We start from the raw sequence: 16,448 nt of genomic DNA on the forward strand, positions 1-16,448 counted from the left end.
TCGGATCATGACGCCCCATGCGCGTGCCGCAAGCGCTAGACGAAAAGCGAAGCGCCTGACGCAACGTGACCCTTGCGAAGCCCCGCACGGTCGGCTTAGCGTGATCACGCATTGTTACAGGCCCGGCGTCGCGCCGGAGAAAGGCCGCCATGACGTCCTATGAAGATCGCGCCGGATTGAAGGTCGCGGCCGAGCTCGCGGCCCTGATCGAACAGGACGTATTGCCGGGTCTGGGACTGGACCCGGCGGACTTCTGGTCCGGCGCGGCGGATGTCTTCGCCCGGTTCGCACCGGAGAACCGCGCCCTGCTGGCCCGGCGCGACGATCTTCAGGCCCGGATCGACGCCTGGCACGCCGCCCGCAGGGGCCAGCCCTATGACGTCGCCGCGTCCCAGACCTTCCTGCGCGAGATCGGTTATCTGGTCGAGGATCCGGCGCCCTTTTCCATCGGCACGAGCGGCGTGGACGCCGAGATCGCCCGCATGGCCGGGCCGCAGCTGGTCGTGCCGGTGCTGAACGCCCGCTTCCTGCTGAACGCCGCCAACGCCCGGTGGGGCAGCCTGTACGACGCCCTCTACGGCACGGATGCTCTGGGCGATCTGCCGACCGGTGGCGGCTATGACGCGGCGCGCGGCGCGCGTGTCGTCGTCCGCGCCAAGGCGTTTCTGGATGAGGCGGCGCCCCTGGCCGAGGGCTCGCACGCCGATGTCGCCGGCTGGTCGGTGGTCGACGGCGCCCTGGTTCCCGCCCTGCAGGATCCGGCCCAGTTCGTCGGTTTTTCCGGAAATCCGGCCGCCCCTGCCTCCATCCTGCTGGCGCACCACGGCCTGCACATCGAACTGGTGATCGACCCCTCGCACCCGGTCGGGCGCACCGATCCGGCGGGTCTGGCCGACGTGGTGCTGGAATCGGCCCTGACCACCATTGTCGATCTGGAAGACTCGGTTGCGGCTGTGGACGCCGCCGACAAGGTCGAGGCCTATCGCAACTGGCTTGGCCTGATGCGCGGCGACCTGGCCGCCACCTTCAGGAAGGGCGGCGAGACCCTGACCCGCGCGTTGGAGCCCGACCGGCGCTGGACCGCGCCCCACGGCGGCGACGTGACCCTGAAGGGCCGCAGCCTGCTGTTCGTGCGCAACGTCGGCCATCTGATGACCACGCCCGCCATCCGTCTGACCGACGGCTCGGACGCGCCTGAAGGGATCATGGACGCCGTCGTCACCAGCCTGATCGCCCTCTACGATATCAAGGGGCTCGGGGCTTTCGGCAACAGCGCGACGGGATCGGTCTATATCGTCAAGCCGAAGATGCACGGGCCGGATGAGGCGGGCTTCACCGACCGGCTGTTCGACGCGGTCGAGGATTTGCTGGCCCTGCCGCGTCACACGATCAAGGTCGGGGTGATGGACGAGGAACGCCGCACCTCGGCCAATCTCGCCGCCTGCATCCATGCGGTGAAGGACCGGATCGTCTTCATCAACACCGGCTTCCTGGACCGCACGGGCGACGAGATCCACACCGCCATGCAGGCCGGGCCGGTGGTGCGAAAGGCCGATATCAAGTCCAGCGCCTGGATCACCGCCTATGAGGCCCGCAACGTCGCCATCGGTCTGAAATGCGGCCTGTCCGGCAAGGCCCAGATCGGCAAGGGCATGTGGGCCGCGCCCGATCGGATGGCGGACATGCTGGAGCAGAAGATCGCCCACCCCCGGACCGGCGCCAACACCGCCTGGACCCCGTCGCCGACCGCCGCGACCCTGCACGCCCTGCATTATCACGCCGTGGACGTCTTCGCCGTCCAGGCCGAGGTGGCGACCCGCCCGACGCCGGGTCTGGACGATCTGCTGACCCCGCCGTTGGCGAACGGCGCCAACTGGTCGGAAGATGAGGTGGCGGCCGAACTGGACAACAACGCCCAGGGCATCCTCGGCTATGTGGTGCGCTGGATCGATCAGGGCGTCGGCTGTTCCAAGGTGCCCGACATCCACGACATCGGTCTGATGGAGGATCGCGCCACCCTGCGGATCAGTTCGCAGCATATCGCCAACTGGCTGCTGCACGGCGTCTGCACCCCCGATCAGGTGGATGCGGCCTTCCTGCGGATGGCGGCCAAGGTCGACGCCCAGAACGCCGGGGACCCGCTCTATCGCCCCATGGCCCCCGATCCCGCCGCCAGCCTGGCCTACCAGGCCGCCCGCGCCCTGGTGTTCGAGGGCGCGGCCCAGCCGAACGGCTATACCGAGCCGTTGCTTCATGCCTACCGGCTGAGGGCCAAGGCCCAGCATTAAAATCCGTCACCCTCGGACGAGCCGAGGGTGACGGGGCTGTGGTTCAACCCCCCGTCCGTCCCGGCGGCAGGCCGGGCGCCGGTTCCAGGGGGCCGTCCTCGTCTTCGGCCATCATCAGGTCCTCGGCGGCGTCGTTGCTGGCGCCCGAAGCGGAGACAGAGGGCTGGGCCTGGGGCGTGACGGTCGCCGCCGTCGCCGGGCGGGCGCCCCGGCCATAGCCGAGCCGGCCCAGGGCGTCGTCGCCCTCCAGGCCGAAGGCGCTGCGGATCCGCAGGTCGGTCTGGGGGAAGGGCACCTCGATCCCGGCGCCGTCCAGGGCGTCGGCGATCAGCCAGGTGTAGGCGGCGTGCATGGCCGCCGGCCGTTTGACCGCCTCGCGTGTCGGCCAGACCAGCAGTTCGAAATCCAGCCCCTTGTCGCCGAACCCCACCAGCCAGACCTGGCTCTTGCGCGCCTCGGTCTCGGGCAGGGTGAAGGGGCTGGCCCGGGCGCAGGCCAGAACCGCCTCGCGCACCCTGCCCCGGTCCGACCCATAGGCGACGGCGAAGGGTACATGGATGCGGCGGGTGTCGCCCTTCAGCGTCCAGTTGGTCACCGGCTGTTCGATGAAGCGCGAGTTCGGCACCAGGACATTGACGTTGTCATTGGTCCGCACCCGCGTCGCGCGCGGCCCGATCTCCATGATGGCGCCACGGATGCCGATGTCCTCGATCTCGATATAGTCGCCGACCGACACCATTCGGTCGAAGATCAGGAACAGGCCGGACACGAACTCCTTGACCACCCCCTGCAGGCCCAGGCCGACGCCGATGCCCACCGCGCCGGCGAAGACCGCAAGCGACGACAGGTTCAGCCCCGCCGCCGACAGGGCCGACATGACGCCGACGATGATGACGGCGTAACCCGACAGCCGCTCCAGCAGGTAGAGGGCCTGGCGGCTGCGTTCCGACCGCTCGCGCACCCGCCGCAGGGCGCGCGTCACCAGCCGCGCGACGATCAGGGCGACCAGCAGGATCACCAGGGCGCTGACCAGGCCGCCGACAGTGATGCTCGCGCCCGCCACCCGAACGATCTGGGTGTCGTCGAGGGATTCGAGGCCGGCCTGGATGGGGGATGTCATAAGGGCGCAAGCGCGCGGCCAACGGCTCAGGTTCCAGAAAGCAACGAAGCCCGGCTGTTTTCACAGCCGGGCTTCTGGAAACTGGTGGAGCTTAGCGGAGTCGAACCGCTGACCTCTTGCATGCCATGCAAGCGCTCTACCAACTGAGCTAAAGCCCCGGACCTTGCGGTCTGGTCCGCCCGGTTCATCTTGCGATGGCCCCCGGCGAGGCGGCGGAACCTATGTCAGAGCTTTTTTGCGATCAAGCCCGTTTCGACATTTATTTTCGCATCGGTTCCGGAGGCGAAAAAACACAGCGATTTCAAACCAAAAGAGGGCTGAAATCGACCGTCCGCCGCAGTTCCTAGCGGGAAATGCGGCGGACGCAACAAGAAAGATCAGTCGTCGTCGCGCGACGGCTTGGCGATCTCGTCCTCGATGGAGTCATCGTCGTCGTCTTCGATGAACGGCACGGAGTCGTCATCGTCGTCGGCCAGGTCGTCGTCGCCGTCGGTGGCGCCCATGCCGGCTTCTTCCGAAGCGTCAGCGGGGGCGTCGTCGTCATCGTCGTCGGGCGTCAGGATCGGCTCATGGCCTTCCTCGTCGATCTCCGGAGCCCGGATCTCTTCTTCCTCGTCCTCGTCGGACTCGGCCTTCTTGTCCTTGACCTGATCTTCGGTCTCTTCGTCGTCGGCGGGATAGCCGGGACGCACGCGACGGCTGCGCAGCTTCAGCGCCTCTTCGGGATCGAAGTCGGTCGCGCATTTGGGGCAGTGTGCGGGGCGGCGGTTCAGGTCGTAGAACTTAGCCTGGCAGTTCGGGCAAACCTGTTTGGCGCCCAGTTCGGGATTGGCCACGTTTGGAACCTTCAACGGGTTGAATTCGGGGCGGTCCCTTGCCACCCCTAGGAGCCGCTGTCAAAAGCCATCTTTCGCGCCGCCCGCGCGGCCCTTTCGCGAACGCAGCCTGAAGCGGGTGATTATGCCGTCCCAACTGACTTCCAGACGCTCTGACGCCCTTGCCGGAACGGTTCGCGCGCCCGGCGACAAGTCGATGTCACACCGCTCGATGATTCTGGGCGGCATGGCCTCCGGCGTCACCGAGGTCGAGGGTTTGCTGGAAGGCGACGACGTCCTGGCCACCGCCCGCGCGGTCGAAGCCTTCGGCGCCAAGGTCCAGCGGACCGGTGACGGCAAATGGCGTATCGAGGGGGCGGGCGGCTTCAGAACGCCTTTGACGGTGATCGATTGCGGCAACGCCGGCACCGGCGTGCGGCTGCTGATGGGGGCGGCCGCCGGCTTTCCGCTGACGGCCACCTTCGACGGCGACGCCTCGCTGCGGAAGCGGCCGATGAAGCGCGTCACCGGCCCGCTGGCCGACATGGGCGCCCGGTTCGACTGGCAGGCGGCCGAGGACCGGCTCCCGGTCGCCCTGACCGGCGGGACGCTGACGGCGATCGACTATGTGCAGACGGTGGCCTCGGCCCAGGTGAAGTCGGCCATACTTCTGGCCGGCCTGAACGCCCAGGGCGTCACCTCGGTGACGGAGCCGGAGAAGAGCCGCGACCACACCGAACGCATGCTGCGCGCCTTCGGCGCCGAAGTCGGTGTGGAAGAAATGGGCGAGGGCTGGACGGTCACGCTGAAGGGCGGTCAGCCGCTGACCGGAACCTTCGTCGCCGTGCCGGGCGATCCGTCCTCGGCCGCCTTCCCCCTGGCGGCGGGTCTGATCGTGCCGGGCTCGGTGGTGACGGTCGAGGGGGTGATGCTGAACCCCCTGCGCACCGGCCTGTTCGACACCTGGCTCGAAATGGGCGCCGACCTGACCATATCGAACCGGCGTCAGGCCGGCGGCGAGGACGTCGGCGACATCACCGCCCGTCATTCGGCCCTGAAGGGCGTGGTCGTGCCGGAAGCCCGCGCCGCCTCGATGATCGACGAGTATCCGATTTTGGCCGCGACGGCGGCCTTCGCCGACGGCGTCACCGTCATGCGCGGCGTGGGCGAGATGCGGGTCAAGGAAAGCGACCGGATCTCGCTGATGGTCGAGGGCCTGCGCGCCTGCGGCGTCCAGGTCGAGGAGGAGCCCGAGGGCTTCATCGTCACGGGCGCCGCCACGGTGACGGGCGGCGGGACCGTCCACACCGCCCACGATCACCGCATCGCCATGAGCCACCTGGTCCTGGGCCTGGCCGCCGATCAGCCGGTCTCGGTCGACGAACCCGGCATGATCGCCACCAGCTTCCCTGGCTTCGTCGAAATGATGAACGGCCTGGGCGGGCGGATCGCTTGACGAAATGTCGCCTATAGACGACAGTGAGCGGGTTGCGTTAGAACTGACGCCGCAGTTCGTGAGCTGGCGTTCAAGACTGCGAGATGCTCGGGCGCTGGCCAGGATCGCCGACCGGCTGACCCGGCTTCAGTTTGGACACTGGGGCGACGTCAAGCCCGTAGGCGAGGGCGTCAGCGAACTGCGGATCGACGTCGGCCCTGGCTATCGGGTGTATGTGTTTCAGCGGAACCGCACCTGGGTCGTCGTGCTCGGAGGCGGCGACAAGTCGTCTCAAAAGCGGGACATCGAGGCGGCGTTGCTTCTGGCGAGAGAGTTGAGACATGCCGATTGAAACTGTTCCCTTCGACGCGGCCGACTTCCTCGATACGCCTGAGGCGGTCGAGGAGTTTCTGGTGGCTTCGTTCGAGTCCGCCGCCGAGCTCGGCGATCCGCGCATCATCACCAACGCCCTGGGCGTCGTCGCCCGGGCCAAGGGCATGACCCAGATGGCGCGGGACGCGGACCTGTCGCGCACGGCCCTCTATCGGGCGCTCAGCGAGGAGGGGCGGCCCGAGCTTTCGACCATTTTCAAGGTTATGCAGGCCCTGGGCCTTCGCCTCGCCCCCGTTCGCGTGGACTCCGCCGCCTGATGTCGCTGATCATCGCTGTCGACGGCCCGGCCGCCTCGGGCAAGGGCACCATCGCCGCGCGGCTGGCGCAAACCTATGGCCTGCCGCACCTGGACACCGGCCTGCTGTACCGCGCCGTGGGCGTCAAACTGCTTGAGGCCGGCGGTTCGCTGGACGACGAGGCGGCCGCGACCCAGGTCGCTCGATCCTTGGACGCCGCCGACGTGTCTGAAGATCCCCGCTTGACCACCGGCGAGGCGGGCGAGGCGGCCAGCCGTGTCGCCGGCCATCCCGGCGTGCGCGCCGCCCTGCTGGACCTGCAGCAGGCCTTTGCGGCCCAGGCGGGGGGCGCCGTGCTGGACGGCCGCGACATCGGCACGGTGATCGCCCCGGACGCCCCGGCCAAACTGTTCGTCACCGCCACGCCCCGGGTCCGCGCCGACCGCCGCTGGAAACAGTTGACGGCGCGGGGTTTCGACATCGGCTTCGACGACATGCTGGCCGACATTCAGCGCCGGGACGAGCGCGACGCCGGTCGCGGCGCGGCGCCGATGGTCCAGGCCGAAGACGCGGTCTTGCTGGATACCACCGACATGGGTATAGAGGCGGCCTTCGATGCGGCCCGCCGTATCGTCGAGGCGGCGCGCGTGAAACACGGTCTCTGACCGGTTTCGCAAATCCAACGCGTCCATCCTCGGCTTCCGCGGGCGTTTTGATCGTTCTGAACGGCCTCGCATCCTGACGACCTGCCTATCTTTTCCTCTCGCCTCGGCGCAGCGCTTTGCTGTGTGAGGGGCGTCCACCTCGCGCGGGGCCGTTCGGTCGCGCGCCACAGCCCTACCGGAAACACCAGAGCTTCATGTCTGATACTCTCAATCCCACGCGCGACGACTTCTCGGCGCTGCTCGACGAACAGCTTCAGGGTCGCGACTTCGGCGAAGGCCAGGTCGTTCACGGCCGCGTCGTCGGCATCGAAAAAGACATCGTCATCATCGACGTCGGCCTGAAGACCGAAGGCCGCATCTCGATGCGCGAATTCGGCCAGGGCGAAGACGCCAAGCTGCCGAAGGTCGGCGACAACGTCGAGGTTTACCTGGAGCGCGTCGAGAACGCCCTGGGCGAAGCCGTCATCAGCCGTGACAAGGCCCGCCGCGAGGAAGCCTGGACCCGTCTGGAAGTCGTGTTCGCCGAAGGCCAGCCGGTCAACGGCGCTATCGTCGGTCGCGTCAAGGGCGGCTTCACCGTCGACCTGGGCGGCGCCTCGGCCTTCCTGCCCGGCTCGCAGGTGGACATCCGTCCGGTGCGCGACGTCGGCCCGCTGATGGGCAAGGAACAACCGTTCCAGATCCTGAAGATGGACCGTCCGCGCGGCAACATCGTCGTCTCGCGTCGCGCCATCCTGGAAGAAGCCCGCGCCGAACAGCGCACCGAGCTGGTCGGCCAGCTGCAAGAGGGCGAAGTCCGCGAAGGCGTGGTCAAGAACATCACCGACTACGGCGCGTTCGTGGACCTGGGCGGCATCGACGGCCTGCTGCACGTCACCGACATGTCGTGGAAGCGCGTCTCGCACCCGTCGCAGGTTCTCGCCGTCGGCGACACCGTCAAGGTCCAGATCGTCAAGATCAACCCGGACACCCAACGTATCTCGCTGGGCATGAAGCAACTGCAGTCGGACCCCTGGGACGGCGTGGAAGCCAAGTATCCGGTCGGCGCCAAGTACACGGGCCGCATCACCAACATCACCGACTACGGCGCCTTCGTGGAGCTGGAAGCCGGGGTCGAGGGCCTGGTGCACGTCTCGGAAATGTCCTGGACCAAGAAGAACGTCCATCCGGGCAAGATCGTCTCCACCTCTCAGGAAGTGGACGTGGTCGTCCTGGACGTCGACGCCTCCAAGCGCCGCATCTCGCTGGGCCTGAAACAGGCTCAGGACAATCCGTGGGACGCCTTCGTCGCCAACAACCCGATCGGCTCGACCGTCGAGGGCGAAGTCAAGAACGCCACCGAGTTCGGCCTGTTCATCGGCCTGGACAACGACATCGACGGCATGGTCCACCTGTCCGACCTCGACTGGTCGGTCTCGGGTGAAGAAGCCATCCAGCGCTACCGCAAGGGCGAGATGGTCAAGGCCAAGGTCCTGGACGTCGACGTCGAGAAGGAACGCGTCTCGCTGGGCATCAAGCAGCTGGGCGGCGATCCGATCGGCGAGGGCGACACCTATCGCCGCGGCCAGCAGATCACCGTCACCGTCTCGTCGATCGAGTCGGGCGGCATCGAGGTCAAGTTCGGTGAAGACGACGCGCCGGTCACGGCCTTCGTCCGCAAGTCGGACCTGTCGCGCGACCGTAACGAGCAACGTCCGGAACGCTTCGCCGTCGGCGACCGCGTCGACGCCATGATCACCGCCGTGGACAAGGCCTCGCGCCGCGTCTCGGTGTCGATCAAGGCGCTGGAAATGAAGGACGAACAGGAAGCCATCGAACAGTTCGGCTCGTCCGACTCGGGCGCTTCTCTGGGCGACATCCTGGGCGCCGCGCTGAAGAACGCCGGCACCAAGGAGTAGGCGCTCAAGCTGCGGAGCGCCGCGCGCTCCGCGGTAGCGTAAAAAAGATGAGGGCGGCGGGAGCGATCCCGCCGCCCTTTTCTCTTTTTGGCGCACCGGCATGAGCGGAACCGGACATAAATCATGCGAATGCCGCCCCTCCTTGGCGGATAAGGGCTTTTTCACGCGGCGAGCGAGGGTTAGTGTGCGGCTTCTGGATCGTCGGCGAGCGCTGGCCTGTCGATCGCGAGCTGGCAGGGGCCCTGATGATCAAGTCTGAACTGATCGAAAAGCTGGCGGCCGAGAACACCCACCTGACCCATGCGGAGGTGGAGCGGCTGGTGAATGTCATCCTCGGCAAGATGACCGGGGCCTTGTCCGAGGGCGGCCGGGTCGAGTTGCGCGGCTTCGGCGCCTTTTCGGTGCGGTCCCGTCCGGCGCGCTTGGGTCGCAATCCGCGCACCGGCGAGACGGTCGAGGTGCCGGCCAAGGCCGTGCCCTTCTTCAAGAGCGGCAAGGAACTGCGCGAGCGTCTGAACGCGTCCGGCGACGCCTGAATTTCCACGTCCTGACTGCCAAGAGAGTTTGCGAATGAGCCTGCTGTCCGAGTTCCGCGAGTTCGCGGTCAAGGGGAACGTCGTCGATCTGGCGGTCGGGGTGATCATCGGCGCGGCTTTCAACGGCATCGTCAAGAGCCTGGTCGATCAGGTCGTCATGCCCCCCATCGGCCTGTTGACCGGCGGCATCGACTTTTCCGAACTGGAATGGGTGCTGCGGCGCGAGAATCCGGCGACCGAGGCGGTCGAGAAGGTGGCGATTCAGTACGGCGCCTTCGCCAACACCGTGATCCAATTCCTGATCGTCGCCTTCGTGGTCTTCCTGGTGGTCAAGGGCGTCAACAGCATGCGGCGCCAGGAGGCGGCCAAGCCCGATCCGGCGCCCTCGGCCCCCACGCCGATCGAATCCCTGCTGGTCGAGATTCGCGACGCGCTGAAGGCGCGTCCCTGAAGCCGGAATTTCCCGCCGGCCGGTCGGGGTCAGGCCTTCCAGAACCGACCCTGGACCGCTGAGGCGCGGACCGGCGCGCGCCGGGCGCGGGGTTGAGGCACGGGGCGGGCGCAGACGGCGTAGTCGCCGTCGAACGGCGTCGGCGCCCAGGTTTCAGCCAGGACCGGGTCATCGACGCGCGCGTGACAATGCCCCCAGCCGCCTTCGCGCCGCGCCTTGGGCGTCAGGGCGCCCAGATGGTCCAGGATGTCCGGATTGGTCACCGGCAACCGCACCTTGGCCGCGCCCAGCGCCCGCGCATTGTCGATCAGGACGCCCGCCAGGACTTCGATCGCTTCGGGGGCCGTCTTCAGCGCCGTCAGATCGATGATGTCCAGGCACGGCGGTTCGATCGGGCTGGTCTTGGTCATCATCGCCGTCGCCGTCCCCACCAGTCGTCCGTCGCGCATCCGCCCCAGCAGTATGGGGGGCAAGGTCTGGTCCGGGTCGGCCAGGCGCCACGCCATGATCTCGGGCCCCCGGTCCGCCAGCAGCCGCCCCTCGGCCGTCAGCGCACGCCAGAAGTCGGCATAGGGCGAGTTTTCCCTGACATCGCGCAGCACGACGACGTCGTCCGGCAATTGCAGGCGTGGAGGCTGGAACAGGCGTGCGTTCATCAGGGGCTCGCCCAGACGTCGGGCCTGCTCCGCCGAAATCCCGCCCAGCAGACGCCGCAGCAGTCGACCCTTCAGACAGGTCAGCGGATCCACCATCCAGGACAGTTTCAGGGCGTGGGTCTCCGTCGGCCCCGGCTTGAGGCCGAACAGCCGATAAAGCGGCGCCGCGCGGGGATTGGCGTTCAGCGTATAGCAGGCGAACAGGTCGGGCTGAGCCAGGATCGCCTTGATCAGACAGCGGCTGGCGCCGGTGCGTTCCGGCGGCACGATGATGGAAAAACCCGTCGCCGCGTACAGGCTGTCATCGTCCTTGCAGAATCTCTGGATCAGATTGCCCAGCATGGCGACCGGTTCGTCCTGCCGATCGGCGACGACCCAGCCGAAGGGCGCGTCGATGTCGCGCCGCGCCGGATTGTCCTCCAGCCAGCGCCACCCCGCCTGCGATCGCTCCGGCCACCCGACCTGACGATGCAGCCTGTTCAGGGCCTCGTAGTCGGATCTGCGGATGGGTCGCACGGACATCGGCGCTCCTTCCCATAATGAAACCGGGACTGCTGCTCGAGGGCGCACAGTGCAGAGGCCGGGCCAAAGTGGCCTTTGTCCGACAGTGAAGGGAGGGGGCGCGACAGCCTTAACACTTGTTCGCATTTGCCTGCTGTGCTGGGTATGCGCCTTTCGCGCGCCCAGTTGCGGCGCGGCGGTTGGGAGTGAGCCGTTGACAGCGACGGACTTGGGGACAGCGCGACTTACGCGACGCCTGCATGCACATTGGGGGAGGTCGGTATGAACATCGTCGTCGCCCTTGGACTGATCATCACCTTCGCCACCGGCGTGCCGGTGCTGATGCAGATCCTCAAACACCATCCGCGGGGGCTAATCATCCTGTTCTTCGCCGAGATGTGGGAGCGTTTCTCCTACTACGGCATGCGCGGCATCCTGATCTTCTTCCTGACGCAGCACTTCCTGTTCGACGACTCGATGGCGGGCTCGACCTACGGCTCCTACACGTCTCTGGTGTATCTGCTGCCCCTGCTGGGCGGCATCATGGCCGACCGCTTCATCGGCACGCGCAAGGCCGTAGCTTTCGGCGCTCTGCTGCTGGTCGCTGGTCACGGCATGATGGCCTTCGAGGGACGCCCGGCGACAGAAACCCTGACCTATGCCGGCCAGACCTACCAGATCGACGCCGAAGGCCGTGGTGCGGCCCGTGACGTCGCGATCGTCATCGACGGTCAGAAGTACAAGTTCGAACCTGCCGAAAACGGCATCGCCATTCAGAACCTGCCCGCGACCTCGACTCTGCCGGCCGTCATTCCGACCGCCGAGTACAAGATCGAGGCTACCCGCGACATGGCGGGCGTAAACGTCTTCTACTTGGCGATTTCCCTGATCATCATGGGCGTCGGTTTCCTGAAGCCGAACATTTCGACGATCGTGGGACAACTTTATCCGCAGGGCGACCCACGCCGGGATTCCGGCTTTACCCTCTACTATTACGGCATCAACCTGGGGGCCTTCTGGGCCGCCGTGCTCTGCGGGCTTCTCGGGCAGACTGTCGGCTGGTGGGCGGGCTTCGGCTTGGCCGGCATCGGCATGGCGCTGGGTTGGGTTGTCTTCATGCTCGGCAAGCCGCTGCTGCAAGGCAAGGGCGAGCCGCCGGCCGACGCTGATCTGAAGAAGCCGTTGCTGGGACCGATCAACCGCGAATGGTCGATCTATCTGCTCAGCACCCTGAGTGTCGGCGTCGTCTGGTTCATGGTCCAGCGAAACGCTCTGGTCGGCTGGGTCCTGGGCGCTGCGACGGTCGCCTCGCTGCTGTTCATCCTCTACGTCATCGTCAAGGTCTGCGAAAGCAAGGCTCAGCGCGAGCGGATGATGCTGGCGATGGTGCTGATCTTCGGATCGGTGGTCTTCTTCACTCTCTTCGAGCAGGCCGGCACGTCGCTGAATCTGTTCGCTGATCGTAACGTGGACCTGAGCATCACGCCGCAGGCCTTCCAGTTCTTCGGGGTCACAGTCGGAACGCCCGCCCAATTGGCCGCCGCCGGCATCACGCCGAGCGGTTTCTGGATCGACGCGACGATCACCGCCGCCCAGACTCAGTCTTTCAATGCGGGCTTCATCCTGATCTTCGCCCCCATCATGGCCGCGCTGTGGGCCTTCCTGGCCAAGCGCAAGCTGGACCCCAATCCGACGATGAAGTTCGGCCTGGGCCTGCTTCAGGTCGGTCTGGGCTTCATGATCGTGGTGTGGGGCGCTGGCATGGCCGACTCGGCCTTCCAGATGCCTCTGCTGCTGCTGGGCCTGCTCTATCTGTTCCACACGACGGGCGAACTTTTCCTGTCGCCGGTCGGCCTGTCGGAGATCACCAAACTGTCGATGGCCAAGGTGGTCAGCTTCATGATGGCGGTCTGGTTCCTGGCCAGTTCAATCGCTCAGTATGTCGGCGGTTGGATCGCTGGCCTGGCGGGTACGGAGACCGTCGGCGGACAGGTGCTGGACCCCGGTCTGGCCCTGCGCACCTCGCTGGAGGTGTTCAGCATGCTGGGGCTGTGGGGCATGGGCATCGGCGTCGCCTTCATCGTTGTCAGCTTCTTCATCAAGGGCTGGTCGCATGGAGCTAACGACGGCGACGGTCATCCCGGCCCCACGTTGAGCGATAGAGGCCAGGAAGACGGCAATATCGCTGCGCCGCGAACCTCCACCACCGGCTGATCCTCAAGGCCCGACATGAGAAAGGCGGCGTCCTCACGGACGCCGCCTTTTTTGTTTGGAAATGGCCTTCGCCTCAGAAGGTCTTGCGGACCCGGATCGAGACGAAGGTGCGGGGATCGACCGTGCTGTCCTCGATGAAGGCCACGGCGCGGGTCTCGCGGTCGGCGAAAACCGTCCGGCTGTTCGTGAAGTCGTCCCACAGGTTCAGCTGGGCGCGGATCGCCAGGGTCGGGCTCGGCTTGTACTCGGCGAACATCTCGAAATAGTCCGTGCCGCGCCATTTGGAGACCTGGTCGGGCGAATAGTTGGGCTGGCCCAGATAGGGCAGCCAGTTCACGCCCCACTGCAGTTTCCAGCGCGTGATGTCCTGCTCGATGCCGATATTGGCCTGGGTGGCTCGAACCCCCGAGATGGGCCGTTCTTCGCCCGTCGTCGGGTCGGTGACGGCGGTCTTGTTCCAGTCGTTCTTGAAGGTGAAGCGGGCGCCCGGCGCGCCCAGCTTGTCCAGCGGCAGGGTCACGTTCAGCGACAGCCGGTCCAGCGTGCCCTCGCCGATATTGCCCACCGCCGACAGGCCGCCGGCCAGGGGGATCCGGTCGATGGCGTCGATGATCTCGTCGTGGCGATAGCCGATGGAGACGACGCCCTCGCCCCAGAAGCGGCGTTCGTAGGTCAGTTCCGAGATCCAGCGCTGCTCCGGCTCCAGATCGACGTTGCCGCCATAGACGTTCTCCTCTTCCAGGTCGGCCGAGGCGGCGAAGTCGGAGAAGTCCAGCTGGCCCAGCTCGCGCTCGAAGCGGAGGCGCAGCTGGTTGTTCGGCATCGGCGTCCAGGTGGCCATGAAGCGGGGCTTGGCGAAGAAGAAGCTCTTCTCCTGGTCGGCGTCGCCGGACTGGCTGATGGTCGAGGCTTCCAGGCGCAGGCCGGCCTCCAGCGTCAGGTCCGGGTGCAGCCGCCAGGTTCCCTTAGAGAAGGCCTCGCCGCGCGTCTCCTCGACCTTGACCGAGGCGCTGGGCAGGGGAATGGGCGCGCCGCCCTCGGTATAGGCCTGATCGGCCTGGCGCATGTTGTAGGCGATCTCACCGCCGGTCTCGATCGTCAGCTTCGGCGAGCGCTCGTGGCGGACCAGGGCGCGCAGGATGGTCTCTGACCTTTCGCCGGAATAGGCGAAGATCTGTTCGGGGGCGTCCACGCCGTTGTTCAGCACGTTGTAGGTCGAGACCCCGTCCCAGCTGCCGAACTCGTGCATCAGCCGGGTTTCCAGCTTGAAACGGTCGTTCAGGGGACGCTCCCAGGTCACGCCGAACTCGCCGCTGTCGCTGTCCTCGCTGTCCAGGCTTTCGCGGAAGGCGGTGGCGGATCGGCTGGTGTTGTAGCCCTGCCAGTCGTTGATCCCGTAGCGGGCGGTCAGATCGACCTTGCCGCCCGCGAGCGGGCCGGCGTAGGTCCCGCGGATCGAGTTCCCGCCGCCGTAGCCGTCGGTGTCGGTGAGCTCGTCGCGCAGCACATTGCCCGAGGCGTCGCGGCGGATCAGGCGGCCGGGGCCATTGGAATCGCTCATGCTGACGCCGTCGGACAGGGTGACGCCCCAGCTGCGGTCGCCGCTGCGGGCCGTGAACTGGTAGCTGCCGCCGTACAGGTCCTGGCCCGATCCCTCGAACTGGGTGGTGTTCCAGGTCAGGATCGACTGGCGGCTGGTCTCCTTCTTCAGGATGACGTTCACCACCACCGAGAACCCCTGCATGTCGATGCCGGGCGCGCCGCCCCGGATCAGCTCGATCCGCTCGACCTGCCGGGCCGGGGTGCGGCTGAGCACGTTGGAGCCGGTGTCGTTCTTGGAGGCCGGTCGGGCGTTGCCGATCAGGACATTGCCCACCGCCCCCTCAAAGCCGCGCGCGCCCGTGCCGTCGTCGAGGTCGAAGCCGGGCACGCGGTTGACCATGTCGAGCGCGGTGTTGGGCTGTTGAGCGAGAAAGAAGGCGGGCGTGAAGACCAGCACCCCCCGCTGGGCGGCGTCGGCCAGGGGCGCCTGGCTTACCGGTCCGGTCGGCACGGGCGCCTGGGCCACCTGCGGTTCGTCGCCGGCTTGGGCGCTCACGGCGGAAAGCAGCAGGGCGGTGCTTGCCAGCAGCAGTGTCTTTGTCATCGGTCTTTCCCTCGGTCCATTGGCGAGAGGTGTGCCGATCTGTCGCGTTCATCTCCAGTTACAAGGCCGAAAGGTGGATTAAATCGACGACAGCATTACAGAGTGTTCACGTGTCTATACTTTCGATTGTGAGACTATACGGTCGTGCGTACGGGAGATGGACATGAAAGCACTGATTTTGGCTTTGGGGCTGATCGCTGCGCCGACGCCGACGCTGGCCCAGACGGCCGAGGAGCCCGCCACGGTCGATGAGATCGTCGTGGTTGCGCGCCGGATCGAGGGCCCGATGTGGGAGGTCCAACGCGGCGACAGCACGCTGATCCTGGTGGGGTCTATCGACGGCCTGCCGCGAGACATGGAATGGCGCACAGACGCTCTGGTCTCTGCGGTGGAAGGGGCGGATCGCGTGCTGTTCCCGATACAGGGCCAGGCGTCGTTGGCGGATGTCGGACGGCTGCTTTGGCGGATGCGAACTCTGACGCGCCTGCCCAACGACCGCACGAGCGCGGATTATCTCTCGCCCGAGCTTGAGGCGCGGGTGGAACGGATTACAACCGAGGGGCCAAGCCGCAAAAGTATGCTGATGCTGTCGGCCGACCTGATGGAACACGGTGGCTATGCCCGACGCGCGCGGCCCGTGTCGGAGGTAGTGCGCGGGGCGGCGCGCAAATCCCGTAAGCCGGCCGAACCTGTCGGCGTCTTTCGCGGCGACGAGATGGTCGAGAAGATCCTGACCACGCCGCCCGAAGCCTATCTGGACTGTATCGAAAGAGCGGCGACAGCCGCCGAAGCCGGGGAGGTCGAGGGCGAACGACGGGCGGAGGCCTGGCGACGCAGGCAGGTGCCGGCGGTGCTGGCCTCGCCACTGGAGCAGGCGACGAACGCCTGCTCCTACTGGGCGGTAATGGGCGAGGGCGAGAGATTGCGGGGCATCTGGAATGAGGCCGTCGACGAGGCTCTGTCGCAGCCCGGGGTAACGGTGGCCATCGCACCGCTTCGGCTGCTGGCGGAGCCGAACGGCGTCCTGGCCCGGTTGGAAGCCCAGGGCCTGGAGCCGATCGGACCCGAGTGGCGGCCCGCGGCCCCCTGACGCC

At 66.8% G+C, this 16,448-nt stretch carries 14 protein-coding genes and 1 tRNA gene; 10 read left to right on the top strand and 5 right to left on the bottom strand.

The window, feature by feature from the left end; all coding sequences use genetic code 11:
• The first annotated feature begins 149 nt into the window (after positions 1-149).
• Positions 150-2,288 (top strand): malate synthase G, encoded by a 2,139-nt coding sequence (locus AC1RSI_RS14560; RefSeq protein WP_035309996.1) that lies wholly within the window; start codon positions 150-152, stop codon positions 2,286-2,288.
• A 43-nt stretch (positions 2,289-2,331) separates the two neighbouring features.
• On the opposite strand, the gene AC1RSI_RS14565 is transcribed toward AC1RSI_RS14560, so the two are convergent.
• The 3 genes from AC1RSI_RS14565 to AC1RSI_RS14575 form a co-directional block, all read right to left on the bottom strand.
• Positions 2,332-3,408: a mechanosensitive ion channel family protein gene (locus tag AC1RSI_RS14565; protein ID WP_154725800.1), complete on the bottom strand. Its 1,077-nt coding sequence runs from the start codon at positions 3,406-3,408 to the stop codon at positions 2,332-2,334.
• 82 nt (positions 3,409-3,490) lie between these two features.
• Positions 3,491-3,566 (bottom strand) — tRNA-Ala (locus AC1RSI_RS14570).
• A 219-nt stretch (positions 3,567-3,785) separates the two neighbouring features.
• Positions 3,786-4,244, bottom strand: a complete 459-nt coding sequence (locus tag AC1RSI_RS14575; protein WP_008261678.1) for a TIGR02300 family protein — start codon at positions 4,242-4,244, stop codon at positions 3,786-3,788.
• A 124-nt stretch (positions 4,245-4,368) separates the two neighbouring features.
• Here AC1RSI_RS14575 and aroA point away from each other — a divergent pair, with 124 nt between their 5' ends.
• The 7 genes from aroA (at position 4,369) to mscL (ending at position 9,837) form a co-directional block, all read left to right on the top strand.
• Positions 4,369-5,679: a 3-phosphoshikimate 1-carboxyvinyltransferase gene (gene aroA, locus AC1RSI_RS14580; RefSeq protein ID WP_154725801.1), complete on the top strand. Its 1,311-nt coding sequence runs from the start codon at positions 4,369-4,371 to the stop codon at positions 5,677-5,679.
• A gap of 4 nt (positions 5,680-5,683) precedes the next feature.
• The gene (locus tag AC1RSI_RS14585) at positions 5,684-6,010 is read left to right on the top strand and encodes a type II toxin-antitoxin system RelE/ParE family toxin (protein ID WP_154725802.1); all 327 of its coding nucleotides are present in this window, start codon (positions 5,684-5,686) and stop codon (positions 6,008-6,010) included.
• On the top strand, positions 6,000-6,308 hold the full coding sequence (locus tag AC1RSI_RS14590) for an addiction module antidote protein (RefSeq protein WP_035307008.1): 309 nt from the start codon (positions 6,000-6,002) through the stop codon (positions 6,306-6,308). The genes AC1RSI_RS14585 and AC1RSI_RS14590 overlap by 11 nt, the downstream gene beginning before the upstream one ends.
• Positions 6,308-6,952, top strand: a complete 645-nt coding sequence (gene cmk, locus AC1RSI_RS14595; RefSeq protein WP_035307007.1) for a (d)CMP kinase — start codon at positions 6,308-6,310, stop codon at positions 6,950-6,952. The genes AC1RSI_RS14590 and cmk overlap by 1 nt, the downstream gene beginning before the upstream one ends.
• Before the next feature lie 194 nt (positions 6,953-7,146).
• Positions 7,147-8,850 carry a 30S ribosomal protein S1 gene (gene rpsA, locus AC1RSI_RS14600; protein ID WP_008262491.1) on the top strand — a complete coding sequence of 568 codons (1,704 nt, stop codon included), beginning with the start codon at positions 7,147-7,149 and terminating at the stop codon, positions 8,848-8,850.
• A 245-nt stretch (positions 8,851-9,095) separates the two neighbouring features.
• The gene (locus AC1RSI_RS14605; RefSeq protein ID WP_035307045.1) at positions 9,096-9,386 is read left to right on the top strand and encodes an integration host factor subunit beta; all 291 of its coding nucleotides are present in this window, start codon (positions 9,096-9,098) and stop codon (positions 9,384-9,386) included.
• A 34-nt stretch (positions 9,387-9,420) separates the two neighbouring features.
• A complete protein-coding gene (gene mscL, locus AC1RSI_RS14610) occupies positions 9,421-9,837 on the top strand; it encodes a large-conductance mechanosensitive channel protein MscL (protein WP_008263083.1) in 417 nt (138 codons plus the stop codon).
• 29 nt (positions 9,838-9,866) lie between these two features.
• Here mscL and AC1RSI_RS14615 read toward each other — a convergent pair whose 3' ends face one another.
• Entirely contained in the window at positions 9,867-11,015 is a 1,149-nt protein-coding gene (locus tag AC1RSI_RS14615) for a GNAT family protein (protein WP_154725803.1), read from the bottom strand.
• Positions 11,016-11,276: 261 nt separating this feature from the next.
• Between AC1RSI_RS14615 and AC1RSI_RS14620 the strand changes: the two genes are divergently transcribed.
• Positions 11,277-13,208: a peptide MFS transporter gene (locus AC1RSI_RS14620; protein WP_154725804.1), complete on the top strand. Its 1,932-nt coding sequence runs from the start codon at positions 11,277-11,279 to the stop codon at positions 13,206-13,208.
• Between the two features lie 73 nt (positions 13,209-13,281).
• On the opposite strand, the gene AC1RSI_RS14625 is transcribed toward AC1RSI_RS14620, so the two are convergent.
• Positions 13,282-15,354: a TonB-dependent receptor plug domain-containing protein gene (locus AC1RSI_RS14625; protein WP_154725805.1), complete on the bottom strand. Its 2,073-nt coding sequence runs from the start codon at positions 15,352-15,354 to the stop codon at positions 13,282-13,284.
• Between the two features lie 163 nt (positions 15,355-15,517).
• Here AC1RSI_RS14625 and AC1RSI_RS14630 point away from each other — a divergent pair, with 163 nt between their 5' ends.
• On the top strand, positions 15,518-16,444 hold the full coding sequence (locus AC1RSI_RS14630) for a TraB/GumN family protein (protein WP_154725806.1): 927 nt from the start codon (positions 15,518-15,520) through the stop codon (positions 16,442-16,444).
• Positions 16,445-16,448 lie beyond the last annotated feature (4 nt).

Source organism: Brevundimonas sp. GW821-FHT10E09, from assembly GCF_058809375.1.